This window comes from Chryseobacterium oryctis (genome assembly GCF_025971925.1).
Classification (GTDB): domain Bacteria; phylum Bacteroidota; class Bacteroidia; order Flavobacteriales; family Weeksellaceae; genus Chryseobacterium; species Chryseobacterium oryctis.
The window spans coordinates 372,291-393,855 of sequence record NZ_JAPDHV010000001.1 but is presented as its reverse complement, the minus strand read 5'-3'; the positions used below and the strand labels follow the sequence as shown (position 1 = coordinate 393,855).

The window sequence follows — 21,565 nt, the reverse complement described above, 5'->3', positions numbered from 1 at the left end:
TTATCGTTTATTCCACAGGAAATTCAGGTCTTCTCATCTTGAATTTTGTTGCTGAAAGTGCTTCTAAGAAAGAAACTAATGCCTTTTTCTCTTCTACGGTTAATTTCAATGGTTTCAATAAAGGATCTGTAACCGGATAAAGAGGGTCTTGTTTTTTCTTTTCATCAGAAGGATTAATCATCTGCATTCCACTGTCATACATATTAACGATTCCTTCCAAATCATCAAAAAGTCCGTTATGCATCCAAGGTCGAGTAAGGTTTAGATCTCTCAGTTGTGGCGTCTTGAATTTACCAACATCTTCTGCTTTTTTGGTGATATTGTACAATCCTAAATCTTCGTACTTTCTCTTATAATAGGTTAAACCAATATTATGAAAAGATTCGTCAGTAAGGTATTGCCCATTATGGCAATTCATACATCTTGCTTTGGTACGGAAGATGTGCATTCCGTAGATTTCTTCGTCAGTTAATGAATTATATTTCCCTTCCAAAAATTTATCAAAACGACTTGGTTGGCTTTTAATTGTTTTTTGAAAATCAACGATGGATTTTATGATTCTGTCATAAGTAACTTTTTCGTCACCATAAGCATTTTTAAAATACTTTTTATAACCTTTAATAGATTGAATCTTCGCAGGTAAAGTATTTACATCCATTGCCATTTCGTGGTGAGCTCCAAGAGGACCTGCTGCTTGTTCTTCAAGAGTTTTTGCTCTTCCTTCCCAGAAAAAAGATTTTCTTTCAGCAATGTTGTAAAGGGATATTGTATTTCTTTCTCCAAGCAAATGGTTGTTTCCTAAAGAAACACGTCTTCTGTCTGACCATCCCATTTCAGGGTCGTGACAAGTGCTACAAGAAATTTGGTTTGATTTAGATAATTTTGGGTCAAAGAAGAGCATTTTACCCAAAATTACATTAGGTTTTTCTTGTTCTTTAAAATAATTGGAATCAGTTTTAATTGGTGAAAACTCTTTCCATTCAACTCCATAATCAATATTGGGTTTTGGCCATTCTGAAATAGCTTTTTTATAGCTTTTTACAATGTCTTCAATCGTAGGATCTTGTATTTCAAGCAGAACTCGGTTTACTTTTGGTGTAAAGCTTAACAATATAAATAAAACTATTCCTAAAACCCAATATAATCCTTTTTTCATCTCTTAAAATGTTATTCCTATACTTGCACCTACAAAATTATTGTTTTTTTTCTGAATTTTTTGAGATTGGTATTCTGCGTATACAAAGAATGCAGGTAATTTTTCAAGTTTAAAATCATATCTTAATGAACCTCCGAAAGTTGTGATGTCACTTGCCTGATAATTGTAATCTTGAAGTACCCATTCGTCAACAGCCATGTTTCCTGTCGAACTTAACGCATTGATAGATTTGCTAACACGTCTTTTTGCAAAATAAGGCTGGAACGTTAGAACCTGATTCTCTTTGATTTGTTGTTTATAATCTGCATTGATTCCGAAGTAAGAATAAACAAATTTTTGCCCTGCAATAGGGTATAGTCTTCTTTCTTTTATTTCTTCATATCCAAAAAATGGAGTAGTAGTAACTGAAAAAGTTTCCCGATTATATTGATAAAAACCCTTTACAGTTGTAGTATAGTTTTCTCTTCGGAATGCTTTTCTCTTGAAAAGCAGAGTCATACTTGTAGATGAATTTACAGAATATCCGTATTCAGAACCTGTTTTTACAGAAGATGTAAAATTGGCTAAAAGACCAATTCTGTTTTTTTGATTAACATCGAAAAATTTAGCTCCTTCAGCCTGAAAATTTTCATCTACTAAATCAGAAAGATCATAATATGTTGCACCAGAATTGTTGTTGCTTTTCTGATTATTTGACCCACCAATGCTTGCCTGAAGGTAAAAACCTTTTCCTTCTTTATTAGATATTTGTAAACCTCCTTTATAACCTAATTCTTCAAAAGTTGATGTAGGGGAAGTTCCTCCATTAAATAAATTGTTTGAATTTCCGAAGCCTACCATTTGGTAGACAAAAGGTCTTCCCAATATACTTTGGAAGGTCAATGAATTATTTTGGGTGTATTTGTTAAATTCTCCAAAAACTCCCACAGTGTATTCTCTGAATAATTTATAATTTATTCCTGCATTGATGCGTAAATCAGAGGTTGTGCTTCTTAATCTGGGGTCTTTTGAACGATAGCCTAATTGCGCTAAATAGTTTATCTGTCCGGCAACTGTCCATCTATTTATTTTTTGAACCAATCCTCCAGAAAACTGATAACGTTCTATATTTAATTTTCCACCAACAGAATCAGCCGCTGCGTATGGTGCAATACGTTCATAATCCAGATTTTCATTCCATTTGATGACGCCTGTTTTTATATTTTGGTAACTTGCGCTTCCCCAAACCGAACGGTTTTTCTTTAATTTTTGAAAAGATTTGGCTTCAATTGTTAAGCCTTTTTCTCCATCTCCGAATTGTTGACGATATGCTTTTTTGTCACTTTTGTGATATCCAACGTTAAATTCTGAAAATGAAGAATTACTATAATCCGACATAGATGCCGGATTATAGTAAAACTGAGATTTTAAATTTCTTTCTACGTTATATTGATTGTTGATCTTTTTAAAAAGACTAAGACTGTCCTGAGCTTTCAAAGTAATTGAACTAAGGCTCATCAATATAAGGCAAAAAGATGTTTTTATGTTTATCATGATTTTTTATGATATCAAATAACAAGTAACAATATTTTAGTGTTGAATACCATTTTTTAAGCTTGGCTCAGCGTCTTTAACAAAATCATTAGAAGAATTGTTGGTGTCAGCGTACAGGTTTTTATTATTGGATGTTTTTCCTAAAATCTTACGTCTTACAGATTTTCCGAAACGTGTGGCATCGTTGTCAACAGTTCCTGCAGAAGTCCATCCTGCATCAATGCTTGCAGAAGTTATCGTATGGATGAATTTTGTAGGAATACTATTATTTTGTCCATCAATAATCCAAGAATTTGGAATTGCATAAGCACTTTTAGAAGTTACAGCTCCTGCACTGTTTACATATGTGTAATTATATTTATGGTTTTGTAGGAAGGTATTTTCATTTTCCCCAGCTGGAAAACGAGCAATTACATAACTTTCAAAGCCTCTGTTGTGTAGGAAGAACATATTGAAATTCATTTGACTGTAAATTACTTTTGCATTGGGTACAGACGGATTGTCAACTTGTCCTAAAGAAGGATTTGTAGACGGGAATTCAAAATCTGCATTGTGCAAATCGTAAGCTGTGCTTGTATTTTGTGTATGGTCGATAGCGTTATCAGCAATTACAATAAAATCTCCAGGTTGTACAGGATATTGAGCTCCTGTTCCAGGTAATACCATTACTCCTTTTACTGGGAAGTTTTGGTTTACATTGTAAGGTGTGGGGTTTTTGTCTTCAGTTGTAAGGAATTCAGATTGCCCGATAATTAAACCGTCTGCATATAGTACTTTATCAGAGTTATTGGTGATTTTGAAATAACGGCTGGAATTGTAGTTCTTATTATCTGGTGTCTTGATGCCTGTAAAAAATACTTCCTCAATAATAAAATCGTTGTGGAATGCTTTGAAATATAGAGGAATATTAACATTGGTAGCTAATGTATTAATATCTGCTTCACCATTTCCTCCAGCTGCTAACTGTTCTGATGCAGTAGTTATCACCTGACCGTTTACAGTAATTTTATAAGAACCGTAGGGTAGTTCTAATGAATGAATATTAGTGTTTTCAATACTTCTTTTGTAAACTGCTCCAGTATTAATTTCTTTAATTTCAATTTCTAAAGTTTTAAAAGAAGTTATATTTTCTCCAGAAAAAGATAAAGTTAAAACTCCGTTTTGAGTAGCTTGTATTCCAAAATCATCGCTTGAACATGATGTAACTGTAAATGTTGTAGTTGTCATCATTGCTAACAAACTTAATAGTAAAACTCTTTTTTTCATGCTATTTTTTTTAATTATTATTTTAAAAATTGTAATTAAGTTCCATCCCGAAATAAGGTGTATTTGTGCCTTTTCTAGATACTTTTACGTTGTTAAAAGTATAAGGTGAACTATAATTGAAAAGTCTATTTACAAATAGAGATGTTTTTAGTGCTTTATAAATACTCTTTGTGACTTTGACATTTCCAGTGATCGTGAAGGTGTAGAGAGTAGCCATATTATCTGTAACAGAAACATTTCTTACCAGCCATTGCTTATAAATGTCAGTTTTATCTTCTTCTGTAAAAGGGTGAACTACACCGTCCATCCCATAATAAGAGATAGGTTCTGCTATTCGTAGGTCATTCTTTCTGTGGTCAAATAAACTACCTTGTAAAGATGCAGATACGATAAGGTCTAAACTTGGAAGGTAGGTGTCAATAAGAAAGTTGTAATTCATATTAGAATTTATATAACCATTGTCATTTTTATAGATTCCGTAATAAGGAAAAGCTTCCGTGCCCACTGAAACTGTAGGTTTATAAATAAATGGAACTGAATTTCTATATTGAGACTTGAAATATGCTCCTGTTAAAGTAAATCTTGTATTGATTGATTTAATTCTTGGCGAAGTATATCCAAATTCGATACCTTGTTTTAATGTTTCACTGCCGTTTTCTACCATTTCGTAACTAGCAAAAATACTTTTTAGTTCGTAGGGTACAGTAGTTAGGTTAGGCCCATTGGGTGTCCATTGAGTTAAATCGACCTGTGTAGCATCATATTGTTTATAGTTGTGAACTGCTGTGTGAGCCATGTTGCGGAAACCATTTGACATATCTTCCTTAAAGTAAGTGATGAAAAATTCATGATTTCTATAGCTTAGATCTAGGCGTATTTCTTTTTTTATACTTTTTGCAGCTTCAATTTCTTTATTTTCTCTTGATTGCACATAAGTCATGAAATTTACATAGCGATATTGTGCATCATTATGATAGTAATTTAGTTGAGTATAATCCCAATATTCTTTATTGGGGTAAAGCATCATTAAAGTTGGTTGCTTGTAGAATAATCCGTACCCTAAAGTAACATCTGTCTTTAGAGGATGATTATTTATCATTAAATGTGGTAAACGGTATTGTAGATTAAGCCTAGGTTCTGTAAATACTTTTTTGCTTATTTCGTATGAATTATCGATTCCTAAATGTTTAGAAAACCTTAAACCCGCATATAAAATAAATTTGTGCTGATTGATAGCATAGCTCATTTGATCTCCTATAAAAGCCGCTAATAAACTAGATGCAGGAATATCATTAAAAGCTCTTGGTCTGTCTATTCCATACGCTGCTGAAGGTGGTCTTAGCATGTTATACACCAAGCCTTTTCCGTTGTTTTTGGAGAATCTCCAGTCTAGCCCAGATTCATATTCATGAATTATTTCTCCTGTTTTCTTTGTACCATTTGTTTTTAGAAGTGCTGTAATATCTACTGGCTTTCCTTCTGTGGAAAAATCAGAAACGTAACGTAATTCTGGGAAAAAACCAACGTTTTCTCCTTGTTCATAAGCTAAAGAGAAAGAGCGCGGACCAGATAATTGAATAAGTTTTGTTTGTTCAATTTTTTCAAAACCAAGTCGGATCGCTGTATTTAAAGTTAGTTTATTGAAGAATGAATTTTTATCTAAAGAATAAATAAAGTTATTGGTAAAGCTTATTTTTTTATTATTAGACTCGTAGCTATCTGTAGTAGGATTTCCGTTGTCGGGATCGTATTTTTTTTTGTCAACATTAGTGGAAAAGTCAATATTTGATCTCCATTCTAATGGTCTTGACCAGAGTAAGCCTATTTTTTTTGAACGAAGAGAGGCTGTTACACGTTGATAATTTTCAAAATCATCGGTTGGGGTCGCTTTAGAATCTAAGAAGTCGATACTTGCACTGATTTGCCATTTGTCATTAATTTTAAACCCCTTTCCTACATAATATTGTTTACTGAAACCATCAGCTTTGAATCTTGCCTGTAAAGGAGTTTGTCCGATTTTACGTTCAATTTTAATTAATCCCGAAGTTAGATCTCCATATGACGCAGAAGGTATTCCTCTGATTATTTCTACTTTTTCGATATCATTGGTAGAAATTGTTCGCATATCAACACCAGAATAAGCTGTTTCTCTATTTTTTGCAGCTTCTAAGAACTGACTTCTATCTACTGAAACCTGAAAATCTGCATTTGAATTGATGATATTATCATCTACCATGAATTGTACTCCCAGAGAAGAAGTTTTGTAGTCATCAGTATTTTGAAGAGTACCAGGGTTTTCACGAAGGAAAACTCTGTTGGTTGAACTTAAATCTGGAGTTCTTGCTAAACCACCAGGAACTAATTCCATTAAATCTGTAAAACTCGAAGGTTGCAAATGTTGCATTGCCTGTCTGTCTATAGTAGATTTGGTAGTTAATCCTTTACCTTCTTTTGAAAATACAACAACTTCTTCCAGCCTATTAATCGGTTGAAGCTGAATTGTAATATTCTGTTGACCATCTATCGTTACTCTGATTTCTTTTTCTTGATAGTTTGGATGAATAGCTTTTAATGTATGTTTTCCTTTAGAAACTGAAAGTGTAGCAGTCCCTTTATTGTCTGTAGTGGCCGAAATTTGATTAATAATAATCGATGTTCCTCCTAATTCTTGATTGTTTTGATTATAAACGGTAACGTTCAATAGAGATTTTTCATCTTGAGCATAAATAACCTGTGTGCTCAAAATGAAGAAGAAAACAAATGGTAAAAAACGGCCCATCCTTATTTTATGTTTTTCTAAATAAAAAGTGAGCGCAAATGTATTAAATATATTTGTGAGATAAAAGGTAATTTAGAATAAATTAAAATAATTGATAAAATTTAGGAATTTATACCAAATAATTTTACATAATATTATGCTGAGAATTATATAATGTTCACTTCTCTTTCTAGTTCAATGCCAAATTTTTCTTTTACAGAATTGATAATATTAGTAGAAAAATCGAAAATTTCTTTACCTGTTGCATTGTCTGTTGCATTAATGATAACCAAAGCCTGAAGTTTATGAGAAGCAGTATTTCCAATTTGTTTTCCTTTCCAACCTGCCTGTTCTATAAGCCAACCCGCGGGAACTTTTACAAAATCTCCGTTAGGATATCCAGGAATATTTTCAAATTTTTGCTTTAAATTTTCAAATTGAACTAACGGAATGGTTGGATTTTTGAAGAAGCTTCCTGCATTTCCTATTTCTTTCGGGTTGGGAAGTTTACTTTGTCTGATATTGATAACTGCCTTGGAAATATCCTGAATGGTAGGGTTTTCAATACCTAAATTCTGTAATTCGGATGTAATAGCTCCGTATTCTGTTTTTATTGTATGATTTTTTGTTGTCAGTTTGAAACTTACTTCCAAAATAACATATTTGCCCTTTCCCTCCTGTTTGAAAATAGAATCTCTATATCCAAATCTACATTTCTCTAAATTGAACTCTTCGGTTTCTAATGTTTCAAGATTTAAAACAAGGCATTTTACAAAAACATCTTTTATTTCGGTACCGTAAGCTCCGATATTTTGCATTGGAGAAGTACCAACATTTCCAGGAATCAGAGATAGGTTTTCAAGTCCTCCAAAATTTTTATTCAAACAATACAAAACAAACTCATGCCAATTTTCACCTGCTTTTGCCGTAACTAAAACTTCATTGTCATTGATGATTTCTTCCGAAATACCTTTCAAATTCAATTGAATGGTAAGTCCGTCAAAATCTTTCGTTAATAAAATATTACTTCCTCCACCTAAAAATAATAAGTTGAGATTCTGAGATTTCGAGAAGTTTAAAGCCTCTTTTAGTTCTTCAATATTATTAACTTCAGCAAAATATTTAGATTTTGCTTCTACACCGAAAGTATTGTAAGGTTTTAGTGAAAAATTTTCTTGCATTGGTATTATTTGTATTCTTTTGGAAGAATTTTTTCTAGTTGTGATTTGAATTTCCTGAATTGCTTATAATGAATCGTGTCGTTATAAGAATTTACAAAAACATGAGATTTTTTTGTGGTTTTGATTTGAAAGGTTTCGTCAATTCCGTTCTTAGCTTGTTTGCTTTCAGAGCTTTTTACTTTGTCTAATGTTTTTATATCAATTGTAGAAGAGAGCTGCTTCCAGATTTCAGGAGAAATACTAGAATTCCATGTTTTATGAATATTTTTAGCTACAACTCCCTGTTCTAGTTTAATAGAATCTTTTGTGATTTTTATATTTCTGTAATTTCCGAGTTTCCCGCCTACGTTTGATAGTTTTATCAAAGTGATTTCATTATAGTTTGTGGCCGGTTTTTCGGATTTTTTATCACATGAAAAAAATATCAGCAATAAAACTGTCGAAAAGAATATTTTCAAACCCATTTTTTTTATTGCTGACATTGTATTTTAATTTTAAAGATTGAATTCTAATTGATATTGTTTTAAAGCATCTTTCAGAATTTCAACGCTTCTTTTTAAATCTTCTTCTTTAAGAACGTAAGCAATTCTTACCTGTTTTTTGCCAAGTTCAGGATTGCTGTAGAATCCTCCTGCAGGTGCAACCATGATAGTTTCATTGTTATGAGAGTATTTTTCTAATAACCACTGTGCGAAAATCTCTGTATCGTCAACAGGAAGTTCGGCAACACAATAGAATGCTCCTTTAGGTTTAGGACAGATTACACCAGGAATTTCGTTTAATAAGTCTACTAAAACGTTTCTTCTGTGAGTATATTCTTCTCTTACCGATCTGATGTAAGCGCCGTCATTTTGGTGAGCTGCAGTTGCTGCAATTTGTCCTAAAAGTACCGGACTTAATCTTGCCTGTGCAAAAAGCATTGCTGCATCATGTATTTTTTTTGAACGAGTAATCATACATCCGATTCTCACTCCACACATGGAATAACGCTTCGATTCTGAATCAATAATGATACAGTTTTCACTTAGTTCAGGGAATGAAAGCATTGAAACTTGTTGCTTTCCGTCATAAACGTATTCTCTGTAAACCTCATCAGAAATAACAACAATGTCATATTTTAAAGCAATTTCTGCTAATTTTTGAAGTTCTTCACGTGTGTAAAGATATCCTGTAGGATTTCCCGGATTACAGATTACAATTGCTCTTGTTTTTTCTGTAATTTTTTTCTCAAATTCTTCAATAGGAGGAAGGGCAAACCCTGTGTCGATCGTTGAAGGAACTGCCACTACATTTACATTGAATGTGCTTGTAAAACCGTTGTAGTTTGCATAGTATGGTTCAGGGATGATTACTTCATCTCCGTCATCACATAAAGTTGAAATTGCAAAGTTCAAAGCCTCTGAACCTCCATTGGTTACAATAAAGTTGTCCGGAGTAAGGTCTTTAAAGTCTAATGAATGATAATATTCTGTAAGAGCCTTTCTGTATTCTAAATTTCCCTCAGAAAGAGCATATTCCAATACTTTTAAATCAATGTTTTTTAAAGCATTTAGTGCTGTTTCCGGAGTTTCTATATCTGGTTGTCCTATGTTTAGGTGGTATACTTTTATTCCTTTTTGTTTTGCTTTAATGGCAAAAGGAACCAGTTTTCTTACCGGCGAAGGCGGCATGTGTTGTGCTCTGTTTGAAATATTTGGCATTGTTCAAAAATTTGTATGGCAAAAATAAGATTTAATTTTTCAATAATGAAAATATGTGTATGATGTATTGAAAAAAATGATAAATGTTGATTTCGGGAGTTTTTTTTGTTTGTAATATTAATTAGTGAGGTTTTTAATTTTTATTTATTTTGTCTGATTCATGTAAAAAATTAATTTTTTAATTATTATTAGATGATATTTGTTATATATTATTAAAATGTTGTTGTTTTTATAATGATTTAATTAAAATATTGTTTTTTTATTAAATTTGAAGCACTAATGTTAAGTGGTATGAAAGTAAAACTATTTTTTGGAGCATTGAATACTATTGCTCTTCTTTCTGCGTCTGTAATGACGGCGCAAAATTTTCAAACTATGCCTGTGCAATCTGGTTATACGGCAGATGTAATCGCTAACGGAATAGGTTCTTCGTCTTTAAGTACTACAACTGATGTAGATGGTGTTTCTTACGCCTTTGTTTCGAAGGATTTTCAGTTGACATCTTCAAGTACACCTCTTACTTATGGTTTGCCAACTGACGAGATTATCAATTCTGTTATTTCTTCTACTCCTTTGCTCAGCTATAGATTGGGAAGTTATAATGGAAATAACTCATTAAGGCTGGCAAATACAAATGATACCGGGACTTTGACTTTTACAACTCCGAAGGCTGCTTACAAGTTGTATATGCTTGCAACAAGTGGTAGTGGTGCTTCTGTAGTTACTGTAACTGTTAATTTTACGGATGCTACATCTCAGACTATTTCAGGAGTGAATATTTCGGATTGGTATGGTGGAACTGATTTTGCAGTTCAGGGATTTGGCAGAATAAACAGAACTACTGATGCACTGGAGTCTGGAAGCGGAACAAACCCGAGACTTTATCAGATTTTATTAAATATTGATCCTGCGAATCAAAATAAGTCTATACAAAGCGTTACTGTAACAAAAACATCAGCAGGAACTCCTGTACCAAATGGAATTGTAAATGTTTTTGCATTTTCGGCAGATGCCTATTCAGATTGTGGAGCACCGATTTTACAACCGGTTGGAACCGTTACAGCCAACTCTGCAGATATTTCATGGACTGTTCCTACGGGAACAACAGCCGTAAGTTATGATGTTTATTATAGTACCACAAATACAGCTCCTACGAGTAGTACGTCGCCGAGTTTTCCTGGAGTGACAGGAACTTCAATGACAATTCCGAGTTTGAGTTCGAATACAACTTATTATTATTGGGTAAGAACAAATTGTAGCTCGGCAACAAGTCAAAGTTTATGGTCTTTTGCGGGAACATTTAAAACTCTTTGCGGACCAATGACTTATATGTTTGAAAATTTTGATTCTTATGCTACTGGAAATATTGTACCTGATTGTTGGGTGAGAAATTTTGTTAATGGAACAATGTCAATTTCATCATCTTCTCCTGCTTCAGGAACGAGAAATATTTATCAGAATAGTTCTTCATCACAAACACCAAGTACGGTAGTATTACCTGAATTTTCTAATATAAATGCAGGGACTAATTGGTTGAGACTAAAAGCAAGAGTTAGTTCAGCAACAGGAACTTTAAATGTTGGATATGTAACCAATCCTACGGATCCGAGTACATTTGTATTGTTGCAAGCATTGAGTGTAGCTAATACCACCTATACTGCAACTTCTGAATATATGGTTGTGGTTCCTTCTTCTGTGCCTGCAAATGCAAGACTTGCGATTAAAAATACAGCTGATGGAAAATCGTATTATTGGGATGATGTGTATTGGGAAACAATACCTACATGTTTTAAACCAAGTAATGTTACTGTGTCTAACGTAACGAATGGAAGTGTCATGGTTTCTTGGACGTCACCGTCTCCAGCACCTGCGGAAGGATTTGAAATATATTATAATACAACAAATGTGACTCCCACAAGTGCAACGTTGCCAATTACAACGTCTTCTACGACATCTGTTCAATTAAATAATTTGGGTACTGATACCAATTATTATTTATGGGTAAGATCAAAATGTAGTTCTACTGATAAAAGTGTTTGGACTAATGTTACACCATTTAGAACTGGATATTGTTTGCCTTCGTCCACTAGTCAGAATTCGTGGGTTTCTAGCTTTAGTTCAACAGGTGCAGTTACAAATTTAGCTTATGCGTCACCTTCTGGTATAGCGGGAGGATACCAGAATTTAACAGCAACAAATAACAAGATTTCAAACACTGAAGGATCGAGTACTCCAATATCTTTAACAGTTGGCGGAGGAACAACTTGTGGATTTGCAGTTTGGGTAGACTGGAATAATAATTTAACTTTTGAAGCTACAGAAAGGGTGCATGTGACAACAGGCTATGTGAGTTCTACTTCAGGCATTATTACTGTGCCTGCAGGAACAGTGGCGGGAAATTATAGAATGAGAGCGGTAGTAGATTATACTAGTTCGGCACCTTCAATCCCTTGTGGTGCCCTTTCAAGAGGAGAATATGTTGATCTTATATTTGAGGTGGTTTCATCTTTGGCAACTTCAGAAGTAAATGCTAATAAGCAGGAGGTTAAGGTTTATCCCAATCCGTTCGAAGATGTTTTGTATATCGAGAATATGAAGGATGTTAAATCCGTAGCTATTACAGATTTAGCAGGAAGAGTAGTGAAAACTATTAGTAATCCGACTAAAGAACTTCGTTTACATGAATTGAATGCAGGTTTATATTTGGTTACTATTTATTTCAATGATGGTTCAAAATCAACAGTGAAAGCTATTAAACAATAACTTTATTACAAAAATGAAAGTGTTGAGCAGCTATTTAAATAATAGCTGCTTTTTTTTATTTGAAATTTATCCTTAATTAATTGTAATTTAAATTGTTGTATTGATTAATTGTTTTACTTTTGCACGCTAAGTATAAAAATCTATGAATAAATTATATTTTTTTGTTTTTGTTCAATTGTTTTGCTCTCAGCTTATTTTCTCTCAAAGGATAGATAAAGAGACGATCAGTTTTCAACTTTTGAAAGAGCCTGTTTTTGTTACTGAGCCTAATAACAGAAATTATACAATTACGATAAATTCTCCTTATAACATTACTAAAGATGATGTGTTAAGAATGTCTAAAGAAGATTATCAGAGACAGGTTGATAATTATCAGATGAATGTGGAAACTGCAAAAATTGAGCATCAAGAGAAATTAAAGGATTATGAAGCTGAAGTGAAGAAACTTCAGGAAAAATACAAATTAGAATCTGCGGAATACAGCAAATTATCAACGGTTGAGAAAATTGCGACAACAAATGGAGGTCCCGTTTTAGTATTGCCTTCAAGACCTATTCTTAATATTCCTCCTATGCCAACGTACAAGCAACCAGATTTAAGAGAGGCTTTAATTGTTGATAACAAAATTTTAGCTTCCCAAATAGATATTGCTGGTTTTTCAAAAGGAGGGGATTATCTTGATGTGGTGATTGAAATGGAGAGAACCAATTTTCAGGATAATCAGGGGAAAACGTTTGCTAATCAGCCTGTAAAAGTTATTGCTAAGCAAAATGGAGTTGTAAAATTAGATAAAACCTACTTTTCAGATTTTACTGAAATTGCGAGTGTTCCTACTAATGAAATTAACCTTAATTTTCATGAAAAAAGATTTCTGCAGAGAATAATGGATCGTATAAGAAATATTATTAATGATAATTTTGGTTATCAGACTATTAGTTCTACGGTAATATTGGAAAATGTAAAGAATAAAGGAGATTATGATGATTTGGAAAGAGCATATATTTACGTTACAACGAATCTTAAAAAACTTCGGGCTAAATCTGATTATGCACCCAACAAAATAGCCATGGAAAATTTGCAGAAAGGAATTGATTTATGGGAAAATGCTTTAAGAAAAGTAAATTATAATGATAAAAAAGCACATTATAATCAAAAAATTGGGGAGTACCTTTATTTTAATATGATAAGATTAAACATTGCTCTAGGAGATTATCAAAAAGCAGAAAAATATTTGAATGAATTGCAGGAGCATTTAGTAGACATAAAACTGTCTTACGATGCAAACCTTGAATTGAAAAGACTAGAAGAAAAAATTTACAATAACTAAAAAATAATATGATTAAAAAGTTTATTACATCAACATTAGTTGTAGTGTCTGTAGCTGCTTTTGCACAGATGAAAATTACTGAAGGAAACAAGTTTACTACCGATACCAATCTTGAAACCAACGAAAAACTGGTTTTGACAGATGATTATAATTCTTACATGTTTAGTGTTATTAATGTTGACGGATTGATGCGTAATGTTTTTCCTCACAAGAAATTGCTAATGAGGAAACTTGATCAGAATGGAAGTCTTATTGATACTTACGTTAAGGATTATGCTAATAAAACAAACGGCGTACTTCATAATTATTTAGGTTCTCAGCAGATTGATGAAGACAGGCTTGTAGCTTTTACGGAAGAATATTTTGGTAAAGAAAACCGAAAAGAAGTTTTTCAGCACGTTTTTAGTAAAAAAGAAGGAACTTTTACTACGAAAAGTATTGCAAAGTATACAATTGAGTCTGCAAATAAATCAGGAACTACTCATGTTCTTTTCTCTGAGAACGGAAAGTTTGCCGCAGTTTTCAACGATAGATTTTCCAATAAAAAGACGGGTAACATCAATGATGTTTTGGTGATGGATTTAAGAACGCTTTCTCCTGTTTGGAATAAAGAGATTACGCTGAGTGATGATTATGTTGAAAAATCTTTGACATTAACCAATTCCGGTAAAGTAGTTTTATTACGTAAAGCAGCTGGTTGGAAAGAATCTTATAAACTTGAATTGGTTTCAAATGATGAGGATAAAGATTTGCCTTTCGATAGCAAATATATTCCTGAAAAATTATACGCAATCAGTAAAAATGATAATGACTACCTTGTTGCTTTTGGTAGAAAAAATGCTACGGTTACTATTGGCACAAGTACTTTTGGAACTATAATGTTCTATGATATTAAATCAGGTAAGGCCATCATTAGTAATACTAATTTAGCGGGAAGTAAAGATATGAACGATGTTAAAGTGATTAAAACAATTGTGAAAGGTGATGAAGTTTTAATGGCTATTCAGCAGGAAACTGTAACAAGACCGCAGGAAACACCAATGAACCGTTTTCCAGATCCGGTATACAAATTAGAATCAGGAGTTTTGATAAAATTTAATAAAGAGGGGGAAGTTAAGCAATTTGTGCCTGTCGGAACAAGTACAGGGAGACGAATTCAGGTAATTGAATCAGGGGATAATTTGTATGTATCTTCATTTTATCCTAAAGGAGCTTTCGGGAATACAGGTTTTTCAATGAAGGTGTATGATTTTAATGGGCTTGTTCCAAAAGAACTGAATGCTAATTATAATGGTAAAAATTTCTTCATGAATTACGGATTTGCAGATGGAAATCTTATTCAGTACGTTCCGAATACAAATAAATTAATGTTTTTGGAGAAAGGAGCTAAAGATTTTCAAATGGTTAGTATCTATAACTTTATAAAATAAAATTAAATATAAATTTATTTATAGTTTGCCTTGCGTTTGCAGGGCTTTTTTTATTGAAAGTTGTCTTTTTCAACAGGAAGACTAAAAAACATTTTTTATATATTTTTTTGAAACAAATTTTGTTAATTTGAAAAATTATTAAAATTGAATTAAGATGCAAATTCCCGCGACATCAATAGAGGATTATATCTCTAAAATTCCGGAAGAGAGACAAGAGGTTTTTAAAAAATTATTTGATACTATTGAAGATAATTTACCTAACGGATTTAAACAAGGAGTTAGTTATGGAATGGTAGGCTGGAATGTTCCTTTAGAAACTTATCCAGCAGGATATCATTGTACTCCGGGAAGTCCGTTGCCTTTTATTGGGTTGGCTTCTCAGAAAAACTTTATTGCTTTGTATCATATGGGGATTTATGCGAAGCCCGATTTGCTTGATTGGTTTGTTTCTGAGTTTCCAAAACATGCAAAAAGAAAGTTGGATATGGGTAAATCTTGTATTCGATTTAAGAAAATGGATGATATTCCTTTTGAATTAATTGCTGAACTGAGTAAAAAAATGACTGTTGATGATTGGATTACATGTTATGAATCTAATTTTAAGAAATAAATTTTCGAAATTATTTTTACTGATTGTTTTCTCCTTTTTTCTTTTAGGATGCAATGCAAAGCTAAATCGAGGTTTAAAAAATGGAGACTTGCTTTTTGTTACAGCAAAAGAAACCGGGCTTTCTGGTGCAATAAATAATGTTACGCAAAAAGAAAAAAACAATTCTTTTGACCATATCGGGATTTTAGAGAAAAATAAAGATGGTGCTTTTGTTCTTCATGCAGCTCCGGAAGGTGGTTCACAAAAGCAAACGTTGAGGCAATTTGTTCTAGAACAAGCTAAAGAAGGGCAAAGAGTAGTGGTTTATAGGCTGAAACCTGAATATCAAAAAACAATCCCTTCTGCAATCAGAAAAGCTAATGAAATGTTGGGAAAACCTTATAATTTCAATTATATATTAGATGAAAACTCCTTCTATTGTTCAGATTTTATTGAAAGAGCTTTTAGAAAAGACAATATATTTAAATTGGAACCTATGACTTTCATTGACCAGAAAACATGTAAAACCAATACTTTTTGGGAAGAATTTTACCGAAAGAAAAATCTCAAAGTTCCTGAAGGAGAATTAGGTTGTAATCCTAACGGATTAGCGGGTTCTGATAAATTAGAAAGAATAAAAGAATTGTAAGATAAGAGAAAGGTAAATTAAGCCTTTCTCTTTTTTTTGAAAAAATTAAAAAAAATATTAGTCCACTAATTTGGTAGACTAATATTTTTTTATATTTTTGCTAAAGATTTAAGAGTTGATAAACTTGAATCTTATAATGTTTAATACAAAAAATGTTTAGTATGATTACACCTAATCCAAATCTGCAGGTTATACAAGGTAAGCTACACCTGCCTAAGAAAGAATTAATATTGGAAATAGAGTTAAATGGGAAAATGAAGTTTGAACATTTGATGAATACTATTTACAACAAATTCGGGATATGTCACAGAGTGTTGTCTGCTAACGTAGAATATGTAAACGGAAATAGTTTTGGTTCTGTACAGTTATATATAAATGTAAATTCGGATGATTATCAACAGCTGGAATATTATCTGGCTAAAAACAAACTTTTGAGTACAACTGTAGATTATGTCTGCAGAAAATATTCTTGAGATAGATTCATATAGTTTTAATTTCTTAAAGGGTATCTGTTTTTAGATATCCTTTTTATTTAAAAAAAAGAGCATTCAAAAATTCTTGAATACTCTTTTATTAGTGAGATTTTGAGTTATAAGTTTACTCAAAAATTTTAATTTTCACTTAAATTCTTTCGATATCAGCTCCGATTGCTTTTAATCTTCCATCAATATTCTCGTAACCTCTGTCGATTTGCTCAATATTGTGAATGATTGATTTTCCTTCAGCTGAAAGAGCGGCAATAAGAAGAGCATTTCCAGCTCTGATGTCAGGAGAAGTCATTGTTGTTCCTCTTAAAGGTGTTTCCTGATTCAATCCGATTACAGTTGCTCTGTGTGGGTCGCATAAAATAATCTGAGCTCCCATATCTATCAATTTATCGACAAAGAATAATCTTGATTCAAACATTTTTTGATGAACTAATAAACTTCCTTTTGCCTGAGTTGCTACTACCAAAATGATTGACAATAAATCTGGAGTGAATCCTGGCCAAGGTGCATCAGAAATGGTTAAGATTGAACCGTCAATAAATTTCTGTATTTTATAATTTTCCTGAGCTGGAATGAAAATGTCATCATTGCTTTGCTCAAGCTGAATTCCTAGTTTTCTGAAAGTATTTGGAATAACTCCTAATTGATTCCAGTTTACATTTTTTATGGTGATTTCAGATTTTGTCATGGCTGCAAGACCAATCCAAGAACCGATTTCTACCATATCAGGAAGCATTGTGTGCTCGGTTCCGTGCAGATAATCCACCCCTTCAATGGTCAAAAGATTTGAGCCGATTCCGGAAATATTTGCTCCCATTCTGTTCAGCATTTTACAAAGTTGCTGAAGGTAAGGTTCGCATGCTGCGTTGTAAATTCTTGTTTTTCCTTTGGCTAAAACAGCTGCCATTACAATATTTGCTGTTCCTGTAACAGAAGCTTCTTCTAAAAGAATGAATTTTCCTCTAAGTTCTTTGGCTTTTAATGAATAGAAATATTCTTCTTCATCATAATTAAACTCTGCACCTAGGTCTACAAGTCCTTGAAAGTGGGTGTCTAGTCTTCTTCGTCCTATTTTGTCACCTCCCGGAGTTGGCATATAAGCCTCTCCGTATCTTGCTAACATGGGACCCATCAACATAATTGAACCTCTGAGTTTGGCTCCGTCTTTTTTGAATTCTTTAGACTTTATATAGTTGAAATTTACTTTATCAGCTTTAAAAGTAAAATCTCCTTTGTCGTTTTTAGTAACTTTTACACCAAAATCTCCTAAAATTTCAATCAATCTATTTACATCATGAATATCAGGAATGTTTTTGATTCTAACTTCATCATCTGTTAATAAAACAGCACATAGGATTTGTAGAGCTTCATTTTTTGCTCCCTGTGGAGTGATTTCGCCGTGCAGTCTTTTTCCTCCTCTTATTTGAAATGTTCCGCTCATTACTTCCTGTTCTTGTAGTTATTATTGGTGTGTCTTCTCTTGTTATTAGACTGGTTTTTGTTATTATTTCCTCTATTATTGTTATTATTTCGGTTGTTATTATTGTTATAATAGATTTTACTTTTTTCAAGCGTGTCTATTCCTGTAAGATCCAGTCTGTTTTCCGAAAGTTCTTTCAAGTGACGAAAAATTACATCATCCGTTACATGTTCCTTGTTATATACATTGTAAGATTTCTTCATATTATTAGCAATCACCTCAATCAGGGCTTCTTTTTCATCGCCTGTTTCAAGTTCGATTGCTTTTTCAATTAATTGAAGAATACTTTTTCCATAAAATTTAAATTCCCCCTGAAGCTTTGGATATTCCATAGTTTTAGGCTTTTCTGCCAATTGTTCTCTGGTAGGGAAAGGATATGGGGAATCTACATCTAAATCATAATCAGCTAAAATGAATAAATGATCCCAAAGTTTATGTTTGTAATTTTCTTCGTCACGAAGTTGAGGATTTCTTTGCCCCATAAAATCAATGATTGCGATTGCCATTTCATTCCTTTCATTTCTGTCAGAAGTTTCTTTGCAACGTTCAACCAATTGTTGTATAATTCTACCATATTCTGGTATATGAAGCTTTGTTTTTTGGGTATTGTATTCCATAATCTACAAATATATGGATTAATGGAAAAATTGTAATCAAAATCTTGAAAGTTTATGATTTTTTAATGAATTTTTAAATAATAGTTTTTTGTGTTTGATTGTTGAAAAATATATTTATTTCACAAATATTAGAAGTTGTATTAATAAAAGTGTATTTTCGTTGATACTTTAATAATTAAAACATTGTATATGAAAAAAACACATTACTTACTTTCAATTCTGGCTTTAGGACTTGTTTCTTCCTGTCAGAATAATGATGAAATTACAAATGAAATCGAGAAAAAAACGGAGGTTCATGATAAAATTGTGAATGTTACGAATCACGATGGTCGACCATTTAGCACAGGCAATAGTTCTGCTAATGGAAAGTTTGTTTCAGGACCGGGAGGTGGAGTTTTAATGCAGGGATTTTATTGGGATGTCCCTGAAGGTGGAAATTGGTGGAATACCGTAAAAAGTAAAGTTACTGATTGGTCGAACGCAGGAATTGGTGCAATTTGGTTGCCTCCGGCTTCAAAAGCTCAAAATGGAGCGTATTCAATGGGTTATGACCCTACGGATTATTATGATTTCGGAAATTACAATCAAAACGGAAGTGTAGAAACACGTTTTGGGTCAAGAGCTGAACTTGAAGCTTTAATTACTCAGGCTCATGCAGAAAATATGCAGGTTTATGCTGATATTGTGATTAATCATAATAGTGGAGGTCAGTCTGAGGCGAATCCTTATACAGGAACGAATACATGGACAGATTTTTCAGGTGTGTCTTCAGGGAAATTTACAAGAAATTATAACCATTTTTATAAAAATGCTTACGGAAATAATGATGAAGGTGCTTTTGGTGGCTTCCCAGATTTATGTCACGCTAATCCTTATGTTCAGGATTGGCTTTGGGGAAGGGATGATTCTGTAGGGAAATATTATAAAAATGTTATGAAATTTGACGGTTGGAGATTTGATTACGTCAAAGGATTTGCACCATGGGTTGTCAATACCTGGAACTCTAATGTTGGAGGTTTTTCTGTCGGCGAGCTTTGGGATTCAAACGTAAATACCTTAGAATGGTGGGCAAATAATGCAAACAGTTCTGTATTTGATTTTGCGGCTTATTATAAAATGGATGAAGCTTTTGACAACGGAAACCTAAATGTTTTGAATGATGATATGATGTGGAAAAGAAATCCTTATAAAGCCGTAACTTTTGTGGCAAACCATGATACAGATATAATATGGAACAAAATGTTGGCATATGCTTATATTTTGACGCATGAGGGTTATCCTACGATTTTTTACCGTGATTATGAAGAATGGTTGAATAAGGAAAGATTAAATAATCTGATTTGGATTCATAATAATAAAGCAACAGGTAATACATCTATATTATATACTGATAATGATGAATATATTGCAAGGCGAAATGGCTACAACGGAAATCCGGGGTTGGTTGTTTATATTAACAGTTCTTCAAATTGGCAGGAAAGATGGATAGAAACCAACTGGAGTAGTCAGCAAATTAAAGATTTTACAGGACATTCTAATTGGTATCCTACCACGCAAGGTGATAAATGGGTGAAAATTCAATGTCCACCAAATTCTTATTCGGTTTGGTCTTTGAATCAGTAACTTAAAATTAAAAAAATATTCTCCTGTAAATTTTCGAAAATCTACAGGAGTTTTTATTTTAAACCTCAATGAATTTTTTTCTTTGATGAGGTGTAGGTAAATAACATTTCTGGTTGGCCAATTTCATTCTGTTTCGGGAAATCATGTCGTAGAAAATGTCGCTTAAAGAGGTTGGTAGAATTTTAGTAATACCTGAAAGTTTGTAAATTCCACCTAATAAATTTGCAATTTGTAAAATTGCTCGGGATTTTATTAAATAATATTTATCAGGTTTCCAGAGATACATTGTGTTGAATTCTGTAGTTTTTAGACCTCTTTCAGATAAAAACTTTTGCCCAAAATCAGATTGCAGAGACGCAAACATAAATTTATCTTGTTTGTCTCGTTCTAAAATCCATTGCACCCAAAAATTGCAGACACCGCAATCTCCATCGAAAAATACAATATGCTTATTTTGCCAACTATCCTGCATGATTTTTAAATTTAAAATACCATCGCTCTTTCAGTATCTTCTTTCATTTTTTTGAAGTATTCTACCAAAATTTTTCTTTGTTCATCGGTTAATTTTGCATCTTGGTGCCCTAAATAATAAGATTCTAAAGGCATTTCCTTTTTCTCAACTGTTTCAATACATTCTTCAAGTTTGTGAGCTTGTCTTTTGGGTTCATATGTAGCGAAAGTTGAGAAATTGAGATGTTTTCTACCTTCATTAATATGATTTTTTAAAAACCATGATGCAGGAGCAATATTTGAATACCAAGGATATTTCGTTTCATTTGAGTGACAATCATAGCATGAAGTGCTGATGATTTTCGCGATTTCGGGCGGAGTTTTTTTTATGGTAAGGAAATCCATTCCAGGAGTAGGAGTCGGATTTGTTTTATCAATTGGGAAAAATTGAATCATAATAAATGCTACAAGAAGCACAACTAATACTTTTTTCATATCTTAAAAATTCATGTTTTATTAACACATAAAGATAATTAAAATTTAATAATTTTCGTA

At 32.7% G+C, this 21,565-nt stretch carries 18 protein-coding genes; 7 read left to right on the top strand and 11 right to left on the bottom strand.

From position 1 onward, the window contains the following. Positions 1 to 7: 7 nt before the first annotated feature. The 7 genes from OH806_RS01960 to OH806_RS01930 form a co-directional block, all read right to left on the bottom strand. Complete coding sequence (locus OH806_RS01960) at positions 8 to 1,156, bottom strand: cytochrome-c peroxidase (protein WP_264742000.1); 1,149 nt, start codon at positions 1,154 to 1,156, stop codon at positions 8 to 10. A 3-nt stretch (positions 1,157 to 1,159) separates the two neighbouring features. Further along, the gene (locus OH806_RS01955; RefSeq protein ID WP_264741999.1) at positions 1,160 to 2,689 is read right to left on the bottom strand and encodes a DUF6850 family outer membrane beta-barrel protein; all 1,530 of its coding nucleotides are present in this window, start codon (positions 2,687 to 2,689) and stop codon (positions 1,160 to 1,162) included. Between the two features lie 36 nt (positions 2,690 to 2,725). After that, the gene (locus tag OH806_RS01950; protein ID WP_264741998.1) at positions 2,726 to 3,955 is read right to left on the bottom strand and encodes a DUF4876 domain-containing protein; all 1,230 of its coding nucleotides are present in this window, start codon (positions 3,953 to 3,955) and stop codon (positions 2,726 to 2,728) included. 22 nt (positions 3,956 to 3,977) lie between these two features. Beyond that, positions 3,978 to 6,734, bottom strand: coding sequence for a TonB-dependent receptor (locus OH806_RS01945; protein WP_264741997.1), 2,757 nt, complete (start codon positions 6,732 to 6,734; stop codon positions 3,978 to 3,980). 146 nt (positions 6,735 to 6,880) lie between these two features. Beyond that, a complete protein-coding gene (murB, locus tag OH806_RS01940; RefSeq protein ID WP_264742322.1) occupies positions 6,881 to 7,900 on the bottom strand; it encodes a UDP-N-acetylmuramate dehydrogenase in 1,020 nt (339 codons plus the stop codon). Next, positions 7,900 to 8,376, bottom strand: a complete 477-nt coding sequence (locus OH806_RS01935) for a hypothetical protein (RefSeq protein ID WP_264741996.1) — start codon at positions 8,374 to 8,376, stop codon at positions 7,900 to 7,902. Before OH806_RS01935 ends, murB begins: the two co-directional genes overlap by 1 nt. A 12-nt stretch (positions 8,377 to 8,388) precedes the next feature. Then, positions 8,389 to 9,594 (bottom strand): pyridoxal phosphate-dependent aminotransferase, encoded by a 1,206-nt coding sequence (locus OH806_RS01930; protein WP_264741995.1) that lies wholly within the window; start codon positions 9,592 to 9,594, stop codon positions 8,389 to 8,391. Positions 9,595 to 9,885: 291 nt separating this feature from the next. Here OH806_RS01930 and OH806_RS01925 point away from each other — a divergent pair, with 291 nt between their 5' ends. From OH806_RS01925 to OH806_RS01900, 6 genes are all read left to right on the top strand, one after another. Beyond that, complete coding sequence (locus tag OH806_RS01925; protein WP_264741994.1) at positions 9,886 to 12,357, top strand: fibronectin type III domain-containing protein; 2,472 nt, start codon at positions 9,886 to 9,888, stop codon at positions 12,355 to 12,357. A gap of 142 nt (positions 12,358 to 12,499) precedes the next feature. After that, positions 12,500 to 13,684 carry a hypothetical protein gene (locus OH806_RS01920; RefSeq protein WP_264741993.1) on the top strand — a complete coding sequence of 395 codons (1,185 nt, stop codon included), beginning with the start codon at positions 12,500 to 12,502 and terminating at the stop codon, positions 13,682 to 13,684. An 8-nt stretch (positions 13,685 to 13,692) separates the two neighbouring features. Beyond that, positions 13,693 to 15,114, top strand: coding sequence for a hypothetical protein (locus OH806_RS01915; RefSeq protein ID WP_264741992.1), 1,422 nt, complete (start codon positions 13,693 to 13,695; stop codon positions 15,112 to 15,114). Positions 15,115 to 15,268: 154 nt separating this feature from the next. Beyond that, positions 15,269 to 15,724, top strand: a complete 456-nt coding sequence (locus OH806_RS01910) for a DUF1801 domain-containing protein (protein WP_264741991.1) — start codon at positions 15,269 to 15,271, stop codon at positions 15,722 to 15,724. Beyond that, complete coding sequence (locus tag OH806_RS01905) at positions 15,702 to 16,352, top strand: YiiX/YebB-like N1pC/P60 family cysteine hydrolase (protein ID WP_264741990.1); 651 nt, start codon at positions 15,702 to 15,704, stop codon at positions 16,350 to 16,352. Before OH806_RS01910 ends, OH806_RS01905 begins: the two co-directional genes overlap by 23 nt. A 161-nt stretch (positions 16,353 to 16,513) precedes the next feature. Next, positions 16,514 to 16,825, top strand: a complete 312-nt coding sequence (locus tag OH806_RS01900; protein ID WP_264741989.1) for an NIL domain-containing protein — start codon at positions 16,514 to 16,516, stop codon at positions 16,823 to 16,825. Positions 16,826 to 16,973: 148 nt separating this feature from the next. On the opposite strand, the gene murA is transcribed toward OH806_RS01900, so the two are convergent. Together murA and OH806_RS01890 are read right to left on the bottom strand one after the other, a co-directional pair. Then, a complete protein-coding gene (gene murA / locus OH806_RS01895; protein WP_264741988.1) occupies positions 16,974 to 18,281 on the bottom strand; it encodes a UDP-N-acetylglucosamine 1-carboxyvinyltransferase in 1,308 nt (435 codons plus the stop codon). Next, the gene (locus OH806_RS01890) at positions 18,281 to 18,937 is read right to left on the bottom strand and encodes a DUF4290 domain-containing protein (protein WP_264741987.1); all 657 of its coding nucleotides are present in this window, start codon (positions 18,935 to 18,937) and stop codon (positions 18,281 to 18,283) included. The genes murA and OH806_RS01890 overlap by 1 nt, the downstream gene beginning before the upstream one ends. A gap of 189 nt (positions 18,938 to 19,126) precedes the next feature. Between OH806_RS01890 and OH806_RS01885 the strand changes: the two genes are divergently transcribed. Beyond that, entirely contained in the window at positions 19,127 to 20,560 is a 1,434-nt protein-coding gene (locus OH806_RS01885) for an alpha-amylase (RefSeq protein ID WP_264741986.1), read from the top strand. A 58-nt stretch (positions 20,561 to 20,618) separates the two neighbouring features. Here the strand turns inward: OH806_RS01885 and OH806_RS01880 are convergent, their stop codons facing one another. Continuing rightward, complete coding sequence (locus tag OH806_RS01880; RefSeq protein WP_264741985.1) at positions 20,619 to 21,032, bottom strand: thiol-disulfide oxidoreductase DCC family protein; 414 nt, start codon at positions 21,030 to 21,032, stop codon at positions 20,619 to 20,621. Between the two features lie 11 nt (positions 21,033 to 21,043). Next, positions 21,044 to 21,505, bottom strand: coding sequence for a heme-binding domain-containing protein (locus OH806_RS01875; RefSeq protein WP_264741984.1), 462 nt, complete (start codon positions 21,503 to 21,505; stop codon positions 21,044 to 21,046). Positions 21,506 to 21,565 lie beyond the last annotated feature (60 nt).